16 protein-coding genes are annotated in these 16,000 nt (G+C 61.7%); 1 reads left to right on the forward strand and 15 read right to left on the reverse strand.

What is annotated here, in order from left to right; genetic code table 11:
* Window position 1 precedes the first annotated feature (1 nt).
* From BN1130_RS04355 to BN1130_RS04425, 15 genes are all read right to left on the reverse strand, one after another.
* Window positions 2–1,786, reverse strand: coding sequence for a flagellar hook-length control protein FliK (locus BN1130_RS04355; RefSeq protein ID WP_198135226.1), 1,785 nt, complete (start codon window positions 1,784–1,786; stop codon window positions 2–4).
* Window positions 1,787–1,870: 84 nt separating this feature from the next.
* Window positions 1,871–2,311 carry a flagellar export protein FliJ gene (fliJ, locus tag BN1130_RS04360; RefSeq protein ID WP_042040558.1) on the reverse strand — a complete coding sequence of 147 codons (441 nt, stop codon included), beginning with the start codon at window positions 2,309–2,311 and terminating at the stop codon, window positions 1,871–1,873.
* Between the two features lie 52 nt (window positions 2,312–2,363).
* Window positions 2,364–3,695, reverse strand: a complete 1,332-nt coding sequence (gene fliI, locus BN1130_RS04365; protein ID WP_042040559.1) for a flagellar protein export ATPase FliI — start codon at window positions 3,693–3,695, stop codon at window positions 2,364–2,366.
* Between the two features lie 43 nt (window positions 3,696–3,738).
* On the reverse strand, window positions 3,739–4,533 hold the full coding sequence (gene fliH / locus BN1130_RS04370) for a flagellar assembly protein FliH (protein WP_042040560.1): 795 nt from the start codon (window positions 4,531–4,533) through the stop codon (window positions 3,739–3,741).
* A gap of 62 nt (window positions 4,534–4,595) precedes the next feature.
* On the reverse strand, window positions 4,596–5,657 hold the full coding sequence (gene fliG / locus BN1130_RS04375; RefSeq protein WP_005899616.1) for a flagellar motor switch protein FliG: 1,062 nt from the start codon (window positions 5,655–5,657) through the stop codon (window positions 4,596–4,598).
* The gene (gene fliF, locus BN1130_RS04380) at window positions 5,650–7,350 is read right to left on the reverse strand and encodes a flagellar basal-body MS-ring/collar protein FliF (RefSeq protein WP_042040561.1); all 1,701 of its coding nucleotides are present in this window, start codon (window positions 7,348–7,350) and stop codon (window positions 5,650–5,652) included. The genes fliG and fliF overlap by 8 nt, the downstream gene beginning before the upstream one ends.
* 109 nt (window positions 7,351–7,459) lie before the next feature.
* Window positions 7,460–7,777, reverse strand: a complete 318-nt coding sequence (gene fliE, locus BN1130_RS04385; protein ID WP_042040562.1) for a flagellar hook-basal body complex protein FliE — start codon at window positions 7,775–7,777, stop codon at window positions 7,460–7,462.
* A 129-nt stretch (window positions 7,778–7,906) separates the two neighbouring features.
* Window positions 7,907–8,284, reverse strand: coding sequence for a hypothetical protein (locus tag BN1130_RS04390; RefSeq protein WP_042040563.1), 378 nt, complete (start codon window positions 8,282–8,284; stop codon window positions 7,907–7,909).
* A gap of 145 nt (window positions 8,285–8,429) precedes the next feature.
* On the reverse strand, window positions 8,430–9,206 hold the full coding sequence (gene befA, locus BN1130_RS04395) for a beta cell expansion factor BefA (protein WP_042040980.1): 777 nt from the start codon (window positions 9,204–9,206) through the stop codon (window positions 8,430–8,432).
* A 255-nt stretch (window positions 9,207–9,461) separates the two neighbouring features.
* Window positions 9,462–9,902: a glutaredoxin-dependent arsenate reductase gene (gene arsC / locus BN1130_RS04400; protein ID WP_042040564.1), complete on the reverse strand. Its 441-nt coding sequence runs from the start codon at window positions 9,900–9,902 to the stop codon at window positions 9,462–9,464.
* Entirely contained in the window at window positions 9,899–10,975 is a 1,077-nt protein-coding gene (gene arsB / locus BN1130_RS04405; protein ID WP_042040566.1) for an ACR3 family arsenite efflux transporter, read from the reverse strand. The genes arsC and arsB overlap by 4 nt, the downstream gene beginning before the upstream one ends.
* Complete coding sequence (gene arsJ, locus BN1130_RS04410; RefSeq protein WP_042040568.1) at window positions 10,975–12,216, reverse strand: organoarsenical effux MFS transporter ArsJ; 1,242 nt, start codon at window positions 12,214–12,216, stop codon at window positions 10,975–10,977. The genes arsB and arsJ overlap by 1 nt, the downstream gene beginning before the upstream one ends.
* Window positions 12,217–12,223: 7 nt before the next feature.
* Window positions 12,224–13,240 (reverse strand): ArsJ-associated glyceraldehyde-3-phosphate dehydrogenase, encoded by a 1,017-nt coding sequence (locus tag BN1130_RS04415; RefSeq protein WP_042040569.1) that lies wholly within the window; start codon window positions 13,238–13,240, stop codon window positions 12,224–12,226.
* 10 nt (window positions 13,241–13,250) lie between these two features.
* The gene (locus tag BN1130_RS04420; RefSeq protein ID WP_232301925.1) at window positions 13,251–13,748 is read right to left on the reverse strand and encodes a phosphatase domain-containing protein; all 498 of its coding nucleotides are present in this window, start codon (window positions 13,746–13,748) and stop codon (window positions 13,251–13,253) included.
* A 160-nt stretch (window positions 13,749–13,908) separates the two neighbouring features.
* Window positions 13,909–14,235 carry an ArsR/SmtB family transcription factor gene (locus BN1130_RS04425; RefSeq protein ID WP_042040981.1) on the reverse strand — a complete coding sequence of 109 codons (327 nt, stop codon included), beginning with the start codon at window positions 14,233–14,235 and terminating at the stop codon, window positions 13,909–13,911.
* Window positions 14,236–14,503: 268 nt separating this feature from the next.
* On the opposite strand from BN1130_RS04425, the gene BN1130_RS04430 reads away from it, so the two are divergent.
* Entirely contained in the window at window positions 14,504–15,994 is a 1,491-nt protein-coding gene (locus tag BN1130_RS04430) for a SulP family inorganic anion transporter (RefSeq protein WP_042040572.1), read from the forward strand.
* Window positions 15,995–16,000 lie beyond the last annotated feature (6 nt).

The following is a 16,000-nucleotide window of genomic DNA, read 5'->3' on the forward strand; positions in this document are numbered from 1 at the left end:
ATCAAGCATAGAAATCAATTCCGCTCTCGTTTGCCGCATCCATGGACAAACTGAGTCGAGTGACGCCGTTTTCGGCCTCATGTTGAGCACCATGACCGCCCTCCCGACCAGGCTGACCATGGCCTCCCTGTCCCGCGAAACCCTGGGCCTGCTGTTGCGACTGCTGCTGAGCCTGCTGTTGGGTCTGCTGTTGCACGGACGTCTGGCCAAGCTGGATCCCCTGCCCCGCCAACATCTCCCTGAGCCTGGGCATGGCCTGCTCCAGCATCTCCCGGGTCTGGCCATGCTGCACCACGAAACTGACGCTGGCCTGGCTGTCCTGGCCCAGCTGGATCTGGATTTTCATCTTGCCAAGGCCCAGAGGGTCGAGCTGGATCTCCGCCTGTTGCAGCTTGTCTGCCAGCATGACATTGACCCGTTGCTGCAATTCGGCCGGGGCATCCTGACCGGCCAATTTCAAATGGGGTAAAGCGGGGGCATCGGCGCGGGGCTGGCTCAGGGCAGTCTGGCTGCCCCTGGCCTCGGCCAGTGCTTGCGGGCCCTGATGCAGGTTGGGAGGCGCAGGGTCGCTCTCCCCCTTCTGACCGCTGGTGACCAGAGATTCATTGCGCTCAAGAGCCGCCAGTTTACCCTTGGTGACAGGCTCATTTTTCACTGACGCGGCGGCCCCCTCGATGGTCGCGGCAGAGGCCCCTTGAGGCAAACTGGTGACCGGTGCCTGACTCCCCTGAGATTGCGCCTGAGCCAGCACTTGCTGAGGCACCACCAAGGTCGGCGCCACTGGCGGGCTGCTCGCAGCCTGTCCTGGCGCGCTCTGGGTTAGGGGAGTCTGCGAGTCACCACCAGCCTTGGCCGCAGCGCCCTGACTGATGCTCCCGTCTGCGTCCACCGCTGATGGCGTCCGGTCTTGCGGCTTGTCAGCCGGCTGGCCACGGTCTGATACATCTGGCGGCGCGCTGCGCGGCAGCGGCCCCCCTTGCTGGGCGAGCTGGCTGCCGACCGCAAAGGCCTGGGCCGACGTGCTGGCATCGGGCTTGCGCGCAGGCTCGGTGACCGGCGTGGTGCCCTCATCCCCTTGCAGGGCCTCATCCATACTGGGCAAGGTCGCGGGCAATATCTTGCGGCCCTGCTCGGCACCTCTCTCCATCAGGGCCGCAACCAGCTTGCTGTCGCCCTCTCCCGCCTCTGCCTGTGCCTCATCGGCGGCATCATGCTGACCCCTGTGGGCCGCAAGTGGCGCGCCCGGCGTGTCGGATGCCGATGCTGTGCTCGTCTCTTCAAGGCCGGGAGCAGGCGGCAACATATTGCCTTCCCCAGGCGCGCTGCTGCCTGATGGCGAAACCAGGCGGGTATCTTGTTTGAGGGAATCTTGCAGATGGGCGAGGAAGGGGTGACCGGCAAGGGCGTTGAGCGCCAGGGCACCATCGTCAATGGCCTCCCCCTTGACAGCCTCCTCGCCATCTTGCCCCTGAGCGACGGCTTTGCCTGGCTTGGCGTCACTCTCTTGACGCCCTGCAGATGCCAAACCGGCGGCCATCTCTGCCCCGGCCTGTTCCATCTGCGGCTGCAAGCCCTTATCAGCGCCATCCGTCCTGGCCACGCCCTCAGCCCGGTCTCCCCTGGACGGCGCAACCTGCTCCCCTTGCTGGTACTGGGTCATCAGATCGGCAAACCCAGCCTTCTCCTCCCCAGGCACAGGGGCATCATCGCGCCGAGCCTGGCTTGTCAGGACGCTCGTCTCACCGCTAACGGGTGGCGTAATGGGGGTCAACAATGTCTGCATCATCCTGGATTCCGGGTCTGGGCGCCGATAAGGCCTGAATTGGAATAGGGGCACCTCTTGGTGCGTCATGAGCAATTAGAAAGCAAGTTACAGGCCAGAATGTTGAGTTCGGCTACGCAGGGAGAATTCATCCAACATCTTCTGCTCTTGCCGCTGGGCTTGCTGCTGGGCGCGAACGGCCTGCTTGTCGAGCAGCAGTGCCACCGCCTTGCGCCGTTGCTGGGCGCCCAGCCACTCTTCCCGGCGCTGGCTGAGCACCTCGCGGATCTGCAACACCCCCTCAAACTGCTGGGTCGCAGCCTGCTCCAACTTGCTGATGAAGGCGTGATACTGGGCGTTCTGCTGCGCGGGTATGCCCTGCAGGCCCCGGTCTGTCCACTGCTGGTGATAGACCTGACGATATTGGTTGAGGGCATCTTGCTGCTGCTGGTACAGCTTCAAGTCCTGCTGCGCCTTGGCGAGCGCCAGGGCAGCCTGCTGCTCAGCCACCAGCAACCTTTCCGCTAATAACACCAGTCCCTTGCTCATTGACTACCTCTCGCTGGCTGGATGAAGGGGGATGTTCGCCCCGCACGCGGGATCACTGCATCAGGGGCATGGCCACCAGTTGCAGTGCCTGCAGGCCATCATCATAGTGGACGACCTCACGCATTTTTTGCTGCAAGAAGCGATCCAGATACGGCTTTTGGCTGATGGCCCTGTCGATGCGCGGATCCGCCCCCTGGCTGTAGGCGCCTATGGTGATCAGATCCCGGTTCTGCTGATAGAGGGAGTAATACTGCTTGAGGGCCCGTGCCAGCCCCTGATGCTCGGCCGAGGTGACCTGAGGCATGACCCGGCTGATGGATTTTTCGATGTCGATGGCCGGGTAGTGACCCGAATCCGCGAGTTCGCGGGACAACACTATGTGGCCATCGAGAATGGCCCGGGCCGCATCGGCGATGGGGTCTTGCAGGTCATCCCCTTCGGTCAGTACCGTGAAAAAGGCGGTGATCGACCCCTGACCATCGCTGCCATTGCCCGCTCGCTCCACCAGGGCTGGCAGCTTGGCGAACACCGACGGCGGGTAGCCCTTGGTCGCGGGCGGCTCTCCCACGGCCAGGGCAATTTCCCGCTGGGCCTGGGCATAGCGGGTGAGGGAATCCATCAGCAGCAGCACATTGAGGCCCTGATCGCGAAAATACTCGGCGATGGCCAGCGCCGTTTCGCAACCCTTGAGCCGCATCAGCGGCGAGGCATCCGCCGGGGCGGCCACCACCACGGCCCGCTCGCGCCCCTCTGCCCCCAGAATATCTTCGATAAACTCTTTGACCTCCCGGCCCCGCTCGCCGATGAGGCCGACCACCACCACATCCGCCACCGAGCCCCGGGTCATCATGCCCAGCAACACGGACTTGCCGACCCCGGAGCCAGCAAAGAGCCCCATCCGCTGACCCTGACCGACGGTGAGCACCGCATTGATGGCACGCACCCCTACGTCCATCGGCTTGTGGATGGGACGACGGGCGAGCGGGTTGATGCGGGTCTGGGCAAATTGCACCGTCTGGGCCGCGATAATGGGGCCGAGTCCATCCAGGGGCTGGCCGATGCCATCGATGACACGGCCGAGCAGATTCATGCCGACCGGTATGCCATAGGCCTCGGTAATGGGCACCACGCGGGCGCCGGGGATCACCCCCTTGAGCTGTTCACTCGGCATCAGGAACAGGCGATCACCGCTAAAGCCGACCACCTCTGCCTCCAGGGTGCCATCCTGGGTATCGATGCGGCACAGGGCGCCGATGGCGGCCCGGCACCCCACGGCCTCCAGGGTCAATCCCACCACCCGCGTCAACTTTCCGGCGACCGGGGTCTTGGGGGCTATCTCCCCGACCCGGTAACGTTGCAGTCGCTGGCAAAGGCTGTTGCTCATAATGGGATCCTGAGGCTGGGAATTGAGAAGGGAAACCCTGGCGTCAATCGCGCTGGTTGTCGCGCAAGAAGTTGCGCAACAGCTGGTCGATGCGCCCCGAGAGGGTCAAGTCCACACTGGAGAGTTCGGTGGCCAGCTGAATATCGCCGGGCAACAGGGTCGGATCGCTCTCTAGCCGCCAGTGGCGCCGCTCGCACTCCTCCTCCCCGAATGCCGCCACCACCCGGGCAATATCATCCGGATGCAGGGAGAGCGTCACCCCTTGATTGGACGCGGGCAGCAGGGCCAACCCCTCCTTCAAGGCACCGAGCAGCAAGGCGGGTGAGGTCACGGCCTCCTGCTTGATCAGGGCCCGGGTCAGCTGCATCACCAGGGCGATGAGCTGTTGCTCCACGTCGGCATCCTGCTCGGCCAGGGGGTCGGCCAGGCGGGAGGCCAGCAGGCGCCAATGGCCCTGCTCCTGCTCGACCAACTCGCGCCCGAGGGCCAAACCCTCCTCCTTGCCTTGGCTAAGACCGGCATCGTGCCCCTGCTTGAGACCCTCTAGCTTGCCCTCCTCCAGCCCCTTGGCAAAACCTGCGGCCTGCCCCTCGGCCATGCCCTCTTCCCAGGCAGCCTGACGAATGGCTTCCAGCTCCTCGGCCGTGATGCTGGGGGCGGGTTCCTCGGCCGGTTCCGGCTCAGGTGGTAGTTCCGACTGACTATACCAATCCTGGGGCAGGCCCAGGGCATTGGTCTCTATCTCGGACTCGACTTCCATCTCCGGCCAGCCCCAGGTCTCTATCTGGGTACCGGTCGTGTCGGGTCTCACATATCCGCGCAGCTTGCTGTTGTTCATGGTTGAGAGGCACTCCTCGTCACGAGCGGCCCGGCGCCGCCGCGCCGCTTATGATGCATGGTTTAGAGGAACTCGTCGCCGCCACCGGCGCCCAGCATGATCTCGCCGGCATCGGCCAGGCGACGGGCGATGGAGAGGATCTCCTTCTGGGCCGCCTCCACCTCTGAGACCCGGATCGGCCCCATGGCCTCCAGATCGTCCGCCAGCATCTCGGCGGCGCGCTTGGACATGTTCTTGAAAATCTTCTCGCGCATCTGATCGTCCGACCCCTTGAGGGCCCGTTGCAGCAGATCCCCCGGCACTTCCCGCAACATGGTCTGGATGCCGCGATCGTCCACGTCGATCAGGTTCTCGAACACGAACATCAAGTCCTGGATCTGCTGGCTCATCTCCTCGTCGGAGTCGCGGATGGCGTCCATCAGCTGACCTTCGACGTTGGTGTCCAGGTAGTTCATGATGTTGGCCGCCGCCTTCATGCCGCCCATCTTGGCTGCCTGAGCACCTGCCGCACCGGCAAACTGCTTCTCCATGATGTCGTTGAGCTCTTGCAGCGCCGCCGGTTGCACCTCTTCGAGGTTGGCGATGCGCATCACCAGATCCAGGCGTACCTGCTCCGGGAACTGGCTCAGGATCTCGGCAGACTGCTCCGGCTCCAGGTAGGAGAGCACTATGGTCTGGATCTGCGGGTGTTCGTTCTGGATGATGCTGGCCACCTGGCGGGCATCCATCCACTTGAGGGAATCCAGACCCCGGGCGCCGGATCCCAGGATGATCTGATCCACCAGGTTGCTGGCCTTGTCTTCACCCAGGGCCGCCACCAAGGCTTTGCGCACGAAATCTTCGCTGCCGATGCCGATGTTGGTGTACTTCTGGATATCGTCGATAAATTGACGATGCACCGCCGCCACCCGGTCGTGACTGAAATCGGACATGGAGGCCATGGACATGCCGAGCCGCTGCACCTGCTTGGGCTCGAGGTGGCGGAAGATCTGGGCCGCATCCTCTTCGTTGAGGCTGAGCATCAGCACCGCGGCCATCTCTATCCCCGTCATCTGCTCGAGGATCTGGCGCTGACCATCGCTGATGTCGTTGCCGGTCACTTGATTCTTATTTTCTTCAGGCATCTTTGGTTACCCACTCTTTAATGACCTGCGCGGCCAAGTCCGGTTCATTCGCCACCAGGGCACGCACCGCCTTGAGCAAGTCTTCATCACGATGGAGATCCGGCAGCTTGAGGTGGCCATCGCGCACCCCGAAGATGGGTTCTGCCTCGGCCTGGGCCGCCAGCAGACTCAGTTCGTCGTCGCCGCCCAGCACTATGCTGTTGTCCAGATCCAGTTCGCCATCGGGTCTGACATCCGGGTAGAGCAGACGCTTGAGCATGGGCCGCACCACAGTCACGATCAGCACTATGATGACCAGCACAGAGGCGGCGATGCGCACCGCGCGCCAGAACCAGGGCTGCTCGTAGATGGGCAGGTCCGGCATCACATCCAGCTCGGGACGGTTGAAGGGGATGGCGACCACTTCCAGGCTGTCGCCCCGGGTCACATCGAACCCCAGGCCGCCGCTGATGAGGCGACGCAGGGTATCAATCTCGGTCTGGCTGCGCGGCTCGCGGGTAACGGCGCCATCGGCCCCGGTGATCGACTTGTAATCCACCGCCACCGAGACCGTCATGCGGCGAATGCCGCCCATCTGACGCCGGGTATGACTGACGGTGGTATCGAGTTCATAGTTGCGGGTGGCCTCCTTGCGCGAGCGACCGGCGCTGGTGCTGCTCTCGCCCCCTTCCACCTTCTCCGGGATCCCCGAGGCGGCGGGTGGCTGGTTGGAGAGGGCGCCAGGCACACCGCCATTGGCCCCGCTGGCACTGTTCTCTTCCAGGGTCATCTCCGAGCGCACCGCAGGCAGGTCCGGGTTGTAGGTCTTGCGGGTCTGCTCCTGCTGGGAGAAGTCCAGGGCCAAGTCCACTTCGGCGGTGTAGTTGTCCATGCCAAGCACGGGGATCAGGATGGCGTCAATTTTCTGTTTGTACTCCAGCTCCTGCTTCTGCTGCATGGCAAATTCTTTGCGGGTCTGGGCGGAGACCGGATCCTGGGAGCCGGAGTTGAGCAGGCGACCACTCTGATCGGTGACAGTGACCCGGGTCGGTTCCAGGCCATGGACCGCGGAGGCAACCATGTCGACGATGGAGTCCACCTCCCCCTGACCCAGGGCCGAGCCCTTGAGGCTCAGTACCACGGTGGCGCTCGGTTTGCGCTCGTTGCGGGCGAACACGTTGTCTTTGGGAATGGCCAGCAGCACCTGGGCCTTGGCCACGTTCTGGAACTGTTCGATGGCGCTGGCGAGCTGGCGCTCGCGGCTGAGCTTGAGGCGCTCGGCTTCCATGCGCTGGCTCACCCCGAAGCTGGAGTCCTTGAGCAAGATGGCCTCGCCATCGTTGCTGCTGACGCTGTTGGTGCCGAGCCCTGCCCGGGTCAATCGCAGTCGGATATCCCCATAGTTCTCGGCGCTGACCAGCACGCTCTTGCCATCGACCTGATAGGGGATCTTCTGCTGATCCAGATAATCCAGGGTGGAGACCAGCTCCTCGGTGCTATAGGTGCCAAGGGGCCGCATCTCCGGCTCCTTGCCCCACAGCAAGATGAAGACGGCGATGGCCAGACAGATGGCCAGCCCCAGGATCAGGGTGATCTGGCGCAGCACATCGCTGTTGGAGAGAAACCCCAGCGCCGAGCTCTTCTGTTCATTCTCGTCGAGGGCACTCGCCCCTTCATGGTTGATCAGCAGATCGCCATTTTGATCGTTCGCCACGGGTCAGATCCTTATCTTCTGGTCTGGTTCATGAGGTTCATGAAAGAGGGGGATAGCGAGGAGGGAAAATGCGCTCTCCGGTACCTGGCCAAATAGCAAAATCAACCCCTTACACCGGCATGTTCATGATGGTCTTGTAGGCATCGACCATCTTGTTACGCACCTGCACCGTCGCCTCGAAGGCGATGGAGGCTTTCTGACCGGCGATCATCACATCGGAGAGATCCACCGACTTATCACCCATGTCGAGCCGGGTACGCAGATCGTTGGCAGTGCCCTGCAAACCGTTCACATTGCCGAGGGCCTGCTGCAGCAGCTGGCCGAAATCCGAGCTGACGTGGCCGCTTGGCTGGCTGACGGCAGGAATACCCGCTTCCACCTTGAGGGCCTGCATCTCTTGCATCAGGCTGCTTGCACTTATTTCCATCACTCTTCCCCAGACAAATCATTGACGCTGGCAGAAGATAAGCAATTAGGGTGCCAATCCGGGATATCGAGGGAGAAATGGGCAAGCGGGCACCGACGGGTAAGCGCCGGCGCCCGAGCCCGGGCTACCTTAGCCCAGCAACAATCGGAGATAACTCAGGTGCAGATCCCTGTGCTCATCGGCGGGCAATTTGACCAAGACCTCATCATGGAGATAGCGGCTCTTGGCAGTGGCCAGCTCGGGGGCCACCAGACCCACCTCGACCAGCTTGGCGACGATGGCAACCGCCAGCGCCATGCAGCCGTCACTCTCCTGGCCCCAACTGAAATCGCCATCATAATCAAACAGTTCAGGACGAGGCGAGAGAGGATCCACCCGACCCCCCCCCCAGACCCAGAAGGCCATGGGCCTCTCTTGGGGCAGGCGCAGATAGATACTCTGTCTGTCCCACTCCCGTTGTTGGCCCTGAGTCGCATCCCGTGCTGCCTGATCCGGTTCCTGCGCCATACTGCACTCCTTGTCTCGCGATGCTATTTTGGGATGCCCATAGAAAAAGAGGGCACAAGGCCCTCTTTTTACTGGAAAACTCGCTATTTAAACAGCCAGAATTTCAACACAAAACCAGAAAAATGCCTTGCTGAACAGCGGGTGATCATGACTTGTTCAGATCGTCATCCAGCCAATACTTGGAACCCGAAATATTGGCATCGAGCAAGAGCCCTTTCTCACCGATCTGGTAGATAGCCATGCCGCCATTGTATTTGGCGGTCAGTTCGGCACTCTCTTTGCCAGCCACGGCCCCCACTTCGGAGGTCGCCTCCCAACCCTGATTGACAAAGGCATCGAATCGGGCCTTGTCCTCGAACAGGATCACCTGCTGGTAGAACTTGCCCCCAAGGCCGGCGGCCAGGCCTGCGCCAAACATCTTCATGTAAGTATGGCTATCGTCCTGACGGTTGACCGCGACCCCGGATCCCTGATTGGTGTGGATCATCAGGGAGAACTTGCGCGAGTCAAAGACCGCATAGCCATAAGCCTTATCAAACAGCAACTTGGCGGAGGGTTGCTCGTTGAATAGCCGCACCAGGGCGGTATCGGCCATGGTATCGAGGGCGGTACGTGCCTGCTCGGCCGTCTTGGGCTCGACCATCTCATCGAGCTTCTTGTCTGCAACCGTCAACCACTCCTTGCTGGTCGCCATGCTCTTGTCGGTCCACTCCCCCGCAGTGTTGAATGCCTCTTCTCCCCACTGGGAGGCTGAATCCCAAGTCTGTTTGGAGAAATCGCTGACATCACGCCACGCCTCTTTGCTGGTCTCACTCACCGCGTCACCGAGGTCGGAGGCTGCACTCTTGAGCTTGTCCCAATCCGCATGACCGGGCATGGCCACCAGCGCTACCATGAGCAGGGGCAGAGTTCGCATCTTCATGACTATCTCCATATCAAATGCCCACCAGGAGCGAGAAACTGCGTTTCCTTTAGCATACACCGCCAGGGGCGTCGCCACAGCCCTGGAGAGTAGCAAGTGTCTGTTATCCGGGCAGTTAGCAGGGCACCCTGTTGAGAAGAGAAGCAGGATCCGCAATGGTATCCCAACCTGGAGGGGCTCGTCAGCCGGGATGCAGACATGGTCATGGGGATAAGAAGAGGGAGCCAAGGCTCCCCCTGTGTGGACCAATATCCATCATGGCGATGAACTGAAACGTCGTCCCTGTGCATCCACCACCTGCTCCCCGTCTTCCTTGCTGAAGGCTCCTTGCTGGGGGTTCGGCAGAATATCCAGCACCACCTCTGACGGACGGCACAGCCTGGTGCCCAGCGGGGTGACCACTATGGGGCGGTTGATCAGGATGGGATGGGACAGCATGGCGTCAATCAACTCATCATCGCTGAATCCCTCCCCGGCCAGCCCCAGCGCCTCAAAAGGCGGCACGTTCTGGCGCAGCAGGTCACGTACCGGTATTCCCATGGCGGCAATCAGGGCGACCAGGGTCTTGCGGCTCGGCGGCGTCTCCAGATAGTGGATGACGGTCGGCTCCACACCTGAGTTGCGGATAAGTGCCAGGGTATTGCGCGAGGTGCCACAGGCCGGGTTGTGGTAGATGGTGATAGCGGGGCCACTCATGCTTGCGCCTCCGCTTTGCCATAGTGGCGCTTCATGCGCAGGGCCACATTGACCAGGGCGATCAGCACTGGCACTTCAACCAGTGGGCCTATGACGCCGGCGAAGGCCTGATCCGAGCTCAGCCCAAACACGGCGATGGAGACCGCGATGGCCAGCTCGAAGTTATTGCCGGTGGCGGTAAAGGCGATGGAGGCGTTCTTGTCATAGGGGATACCCAGCTTCTTGCCCACCAGGAAGCTGGTGAAGAACATCAGCACAAAGTAGATCACCAGCGGGATGGCGACCCGCAGCACATCCATGGGCAGCTCGACTATCATCTCCCCCTTGAGGCTGAACATCAGCACTATGGTGGCCAACAGGGCGATGAGGGTGATGGGGGAGATGGCCGGGATGAAGCGCTCGGTGTACCACTTCTCCCCCTTGGCCTTGACCAGGTAATGGCGGCTCAGAAAGCCTGCCAGGAAGGGGATGCCGAGATAGATGAGCACGCTCTCGGCGATATCCAGCATGGTGATATCCACCGCGAAACCCTCTAAACCGAACAGGGGCGGCAGCACGGTAATGAACAGCCAGGCCATGAAGCTGTAGGTGAGGATCTGGAAACCGCTGTTGAGGGCCACCAGACCCGCACCGTACTCCTTGTTGCCGCCGCCGAGATCGTTCCATACCAGCACCATGGCGATGCAGCGCGCCAGGCCTATCAGGATGAGGCCGACCATGTAGCCCGGCTGATCATGCAAAAACACCAGGGCGATGACGAACATCAGGATGGGGCCCACCAGCCAGTTCATCACCAGGGAGAGGGTGATGGCGCGGCGATCCCGGGTCATGGTGCCCATGGTGGCGTAGTTCACCTTGGCCAGCGGCGGGTACATCATCAGGATGAGGCCGATGGCCAGCGGGATATTGGTGGTGCCGACCGACATCGCCTCATTCCACTGGGCCACCTGGGGGAAGAGATAGCCAATCCCCACCCCTATGCCCATGGCGACGAAGATCCAGAGGGTCAGATTGCGGTCGAGGAAACTCATTTTTTTGCTGACGGGCAGATCGCAGCAGGCTGTTGTACTCATCACGAGACTCCATGAGGGTTGGATGAAGTGGAAGGCTGATGGCGTGGCAAACCAATGGATATAAACGCCGCCAACAGGATAAAGAGGGTGGAGATCCAGAGGCAGGCCTCGAGACCATAGAGCTGGAACACCAGCCCGGAGAGCAGGGTGCCGAGCAGACGCCCCAGAGCATTGGCCATGTAGTAGAAACCCACATCCAGCGATACCCCGTCAGAGCCGGCATAACTGACGATGAGGTAGCTGTGCAGGGAGGAGTTGATGGCAAACAGGGCGCCAAACACCATCAAGCCGCCCACCAGACTGATGGCCGGATGCACCTCATAGTGGAGCGCCAGGGCAATCAGGGCAGGGATCAAAGCCAGCACTAGCGCCCAACGCATCGCCGCCTTGCCATCGGGCACCCGCCCCTCTCGCTTGCCAGTAAAGCGGGGCGCCTGGGTCTGAACCACACCGTAGGCGATGATCCAGAGCGCCAGGAAGCCCCCCACATACCAATGATCCCAGCCAAAGCTGGAGGCAAGGTAGACAGGCAGCGCCACCACAAACCAGACATCCCGGGCACCGAACAGGAACAGGCGGGCCGCCGACAGGGTGTTGATGGCGCGGCTCTTGGAGAAGATCTCCCTGAACTTGGGCTTGTTCCTGGCCTTGCCGAGATCCCGTTTCAGGGTCAGCATGCTGACGCACCACACCAGCGCCAAGGCCAGGGCCATGACCAGCACGGCCCCCTGAAACCCGAGCAGGGTCAGCAGGGCGCCGCCGAGGAAAAAGCCCATCCCTTTCAGGGCATTCTTCGAACCGGTCAAGAGTGCCACCCACTTATAGAGCTGACCCTGCGCTTCTCCCGGCACCAGCAACTTGATGGAGCTTTTGGCGCTCATCTTGTTGAGGTCTTTGGCTATCCCCGAGAGCGCCTGCGCCCCCATCACCCAGGGCACCGTCAGCCAGAGCGGCGGCACCAGCAACATGCCGAGCGCCAGCACCTGGAGGGCCAGCCCGATGTTCATGGTGCGGTTGAGCCCGAGGCGAGCGCCGAGCCAGCCCCCCACCAGATTGGTCACCACCCCGAAGATCTCGTAGAAGAGAAACAGGGAGGCGATGGCCAGCGGGCTGTAACCCAGCCCATGGAAGTAGAGCACCACCAACATGCGCAGAGCGCCATCGGTCAGGGTGAAGGCCCAGTAGTTGCCGGTCACCAGCAGATACTGGCGAGCCTCGGGGGAGAGTCGGGTCAGTGCCATGGCCGGGTTATCCTTGCGCCTTGTCCATCCGGCCAACCATGCGCATCAGCTCGGCGGTGCGGTTGGCATAGCCCCACTCGTTGTCATACCAGGCGTAAATCTTCACCTGGGTGCCATTGATCACCATGGTGGAGAGCGCATCTATGGTGCAGGAGCGCGGATCCGTCTTGTAATCCACCGACACCAGGGGGCGCTCCTCATAGCCCATGATCCCCTTGAGCTCACTCATGGCGGCGGCCTTGAGCAAGCCATTGACCTCGGCTTCTGTGGTGGGGCGGCTCACCTCGAACACGCAATCGGTGAGGGAGGCGTTGGCGAGCGGTACCCGCACCGCATGACCGTTCAGCTTGCCCTTGAGTTCGGGGAAGATGTGGGTGATGGCGGTGGCAGACCCCGTGGTGGTGGGGATCAGGCTCAGGCCGCAGGCGCGGGCGCGGCGCAGATCGCTATGGGGGGCATCCAGAATGGTCTGGGTGTTGGTGATGTCGTGGATGGTGGTCATGGAGCCGTGCTTGATGCCGAGCTGCTCGTGGATCACCTTCACCACGGGCGCCAGGCAGTTGGTGGTACAGGAGGCCGCCGTCACTATGGGGTGCTGCGCCTTGTCGTAGAGCTGGTGGTTGACCCCCATGACGACGTTCAGGACACCTTCTTCCTTGACCGGAGCTGTCACCACGACACGCTTCACCCCCTGCGCCAGATAAGCATTGAGCAGGGCCTTGGTTTTCATCTTGCCGGAAGCCTCGATCACCACATCACAGTCAGACCAGTCAGTCTGACCGATCTCTTTGTTGCGAGTGCAGAGGATGCGATGGTTGCCTATCACCATCTGGTCTCCATGGCTTCTGGCTTCATGATGCCAGCGGCCATGGACGGAATCGAAGGTGATGAGGTGTGCCAGCGAGGCGGCATCCCCAGCCGGGTCATTGATGCGCACAAACTCCACATCCGCCCAGTCGAAGGCGGCGCGAAATGAGAGACGGCCCATGCGGCCAAACCCGTTGATACCAACTTTGATAGTCATGCTGTTTTCCTTAACCGGCGAATGAGTAGTGGGTGTTGAGGTAGTCAACGTGGGGCGCCAGGGTCAGCGCCTTGGGACGCAGCCCTTGCACCAGCGTCTTGACCTGTGTGGGGGCATAGCCCGATTCCAGCAGCAATATGGCCGCCATCAGCCCGGTACGACCCGAGCCACCACGGCAATGAATGGCCAGGGTCTGGCCCGCCGCCAGGCGAGCCAGCAGCGCCGTCTTGTGGCTGGCAAAGGCGGCGGCAAAGGGCGCCTCGGGGGCGCAATCGTCCTCCACCGGCAGCTGGAACCAGGCCAGCCCCAGCGCGGCGCACTCGGCGGGCAAGGCATCGGCCTTGAACTCGCTAAGCTCGGCATCGGGCATCATGGTGACTACCGCATCGGCCCCGGCGGCTTGCAGGGTCTTGAGGGAGGCTTGCAGGGAAGCCTCCTTGGTGCCAGGGCAGGGGGTGAAGATAAGGCGGGCGCCATTATCCAGATTCAGGATGTCAAAGGGGTGCATGATAAACAGCGACTCCATATTACGTTGAAAATGTCTGATGGATTGAAGAGAAGCCAATGCTACGCAGCCTTGGCGACCCGCGGCTCTTGGCCACGGGTACAACCACTCGCAGCGCAATCACTGTATTGTTGCCATGGGGCCGCGCTGGCAACCCATGAGATCAGCACTTGGACCGTGCAGGCACAATGCCGCAGGCCTCCGGGTGACCGGCGCAGCACTCCTCGGTCAGGTAGCCAATCAGGCTCTGCATCAGCGCGATGTTGGCGCGATAACGCAGGTAGCGCCCCTCTTGTTCCACCGAGAGCAGACCCGCATGCAGCATGGCCTTCAGATGAAACGACAGGGCGTTGGGGGCGATGTCCAGCTCGCTGGCGAGCTGACCCGCCACCCGTCCCTCCAGACCCGCCTTGACCAGTAGCCGCCACACATCGAGTCGCACCCCGGAGGCGAGAGACTCGAACAACTTGCTGGCGACTGTCTTGTTCATTTCGACCATGATCCACACCTTATTCACTCAGTTAGTTCAACTATACAAGAATTATTGAAATGATCAATCCAGCCAGATGACTTTTCCTCCCGCCCCTGCTTTGCTACCCTGCGCGGCCAAATAATCAGCGGCACGGCCCGGATGTCGCAGCAGCAGGATGCAGCCAAGCCTCCAGCGAGACCGGCTATCACCGACCCCCATCACAATGACTCCCCCTCGATCCCGCCAAGGGACAAGGCGGTGAGCGATAACGAGCGAGAGAATCGACATGCGTCAACGCATACAACAAGAGTGGTTCGCCAATGTGCGTGGTGACCTGCTAGCCGGCACAGTGGTCGCCCTGGCCCTGATCCCTGAGGCGATCGCCTTCTCCATCATCGCTGGCGTCGATCCCAAGGTGGGTCTCTATGCCTCCTTCTGCATCGCCGTCATCATCGCCTTCGTCGGCGGCCGCCCCGGCATGATCTCCGCCGCCACCGGTGCCATGGCGCTGCTGATGGTCACCCTGGTCAAGGATCACGGCCTGCAATACCTGCTGGCGGCGACCCTGCTCACCGGGATCTTGCAGATAGGGGCTGGCTATCTCAAGCTCGGCAGCCTGATGCGCTTTGTCTCCCGCTCGGTGGTGACTGGCTTCGTCAACGCCCTGGCCATCTTGATCTTCATGGCCCAGTTGCCCGAGCTCACCAACGTCACCTGGCAGGTCTATGCCATGACGGCCGCCGGCCTTGCCATCATCTATCTGTTCCCGCTCATTCCCGTGGTGGGCAAGCTGGTGCCCTCCCCGCTGCTGTGCATCGTCATCCTGACGGCGATTGCAATCACCATGGGCATCGATATTCGTACCGTGGGCGACATGGGCGAGCTGCCCGATACCCTGCCCATCTTCCTCTGGCCAGACGTGCCGCTCAATCTGGAGACACTGGTCATCATCTTCCCCTACTCTGCGGCGCTGGCCGTGGTCGGTCTGCTTGAGTCGCTGATGACGGCGGCCATCGTCGACGATCTGACCGACACCAAGAGCGATCGCAACCGCGAGTGCAAGGGGCAGGGTCTGGCCAACATAGGGGCTGGCCTGATGGGCGGCATGGCGGGTTGCGCCATGATTGGCCAGTCGATCATCAACATCAAATCTGGCGGCCGTGGCCGTCTCTCCACCTTTGTGGCAGGCACCCTGTTGATCCTGATGGTGGTCTTCATGGATGAGTGGATCCGCCAGATCCCCATGGCCGCCCTGGTCGCCGTGATGATCATGGTATCTATCGGTACCTTCTCCTGGGACTCTATCCGCAACCTGCGCAGCCACCCGCTCTCCACCAATATCGTGATGGTGGCCACGGTTGCCGTCGTGGTCGCTACCCATAACCTTGCCCTTGGGGTATTTGTCGGAGTACTGCTCGCCTCCCTCTTCTTCGCCGCCAAGGTGGCCCGCTTCATGCTGGTCAAGAGCGAGAGCAGCAAAGCGGGTGATGAGCGCCATTATCAGGTACGAGGCCAGGTGTTCTTCGCCTCTGCCGAACAGTTCATCGCCGCCTTCGACTTCAAAGAGGTGCTCGGCCGGGTGACCATAGATCTTAGCCAGGCCCACTTCTGGGACATCACGGCGGTGACCGCCCTGGACAAGGTGGTGCTCAAGTTCCTCCGCGAGGGGACCCAGGTCGACGTGATCGGTTTGAACGAGGCGAGCGCGACCCTGGTCGACCGGTTCGGAGTACAGGACAAGCCCGAAGAGATAGAGAAGCTGCTGGCCAACCACTAAGGAGCG

The organism is Aeromonas rivuli, assembly GCF_000820045.1.
Classification (GTDB): Bacteria; Pseudomonadota; Gammaproteobacteria; order Enterobacterales; family Aeromonadaceae; genus Aeromonas; species Aeromonas rivuli.

Coding starts and splice junctions, on each gene's coding strand:
- BN1130_RS04355 (WP_198135226.1), bottom strand. CDS start 1,786: ATGATGCAGACATTGTTGACCCCCATTACGCCACCCGTTAGCGGTGAG.
- fliJ (WP_042040558.1), bottom strand. CDS start 2,311: ATGAGCAAGGGACTGGTGTTATTAGCGGAAAGGTTGCTGGTGGCTGAG.
- fliI (WP_042040559.1), bottom strand. CDS start 3,695: ATGAGCAACAGCCTTTGCCAGCGACTGCAACGTTACCGGGTCGGGGAG.
- fliH (WP_042040560.1), bottom strand. CDS start 4,533: ATGAACAACAGCAAGCTGCGCGGATATGTGAGACCCGACACGACCGGT.
- fliG (WP_005899616.1), bottom strand. CDS start 5,657: ATGCCTGAAGAAAATAAGAATCAAGTGACCGGCAACGACATCAGCGAT.
- fliE (WP_042040562.1), bottom strand. CDS start 7,777: ATGGAAATAAGTGCAAGCAGCCTGATGCAAGAGATGCAGGCCCTCAAG.
- BN1130_RS04390 (WP_042040563.1), bottom strand. CDS start 8,284: ATGGCGCAGGAACCGGATCAGGCAGCACGGGATGCGACTCAGGGCCAA.
- befA (WP_042040980.1), bottom strand. CDS start 9,206: ATGAAGATGCGAACTCTGCCCCTGCTCATGGTAGCGCTGGTGGCCATG.
- arsC (WP_042040564.1), bottom strand. CDS start 9,902: ATGAGTGGCCCCGCTATCACCATCTACCACAACCCGGCCTGTGGCACC.
- arsB (WP_042040566.1), bottom strand. CDS start 10,975: ATGAGTACAACAGCCTGCTGCGATCTGCCCGTCAGCAAAAAAATGAGT.
- arsJ (WP_042040568.1), bottom strand. CDS start 12,216: ATGGCACTGACCCGACTCTCCCCCGAGGCTCGCCAGTATCTGCTGGTG.
- BN1130_RS04415 (WP_042040569.1), bottom strand. CDS start 13,240: ATGACTATCAAAGTTGGTATCAACGGGTTTGGCCGCATGGGCCGTCTC.
- BN1130_RS04420 (WP_232301925.1), bottom strand. CDS start 13,748: ATGCACCCCTTTGACATCCTGAATCTGGATAATGGCGCCCGCCTTATC.
- BN1130_RS04425 (WP_042040981.1), bottom strand. CDS start 14,235: ATGAACAAGACAGTCGCCAGCAAGTTGTTCGAGTCTCTCGCCTCCGGG.
- BN1130_RS04430 (WP_042040572.1), top strand. CDS start 14,504: ATGCGTCAACGCATACAACAAGAGTGGTTCGCCAATGTGCGTGGTGAC.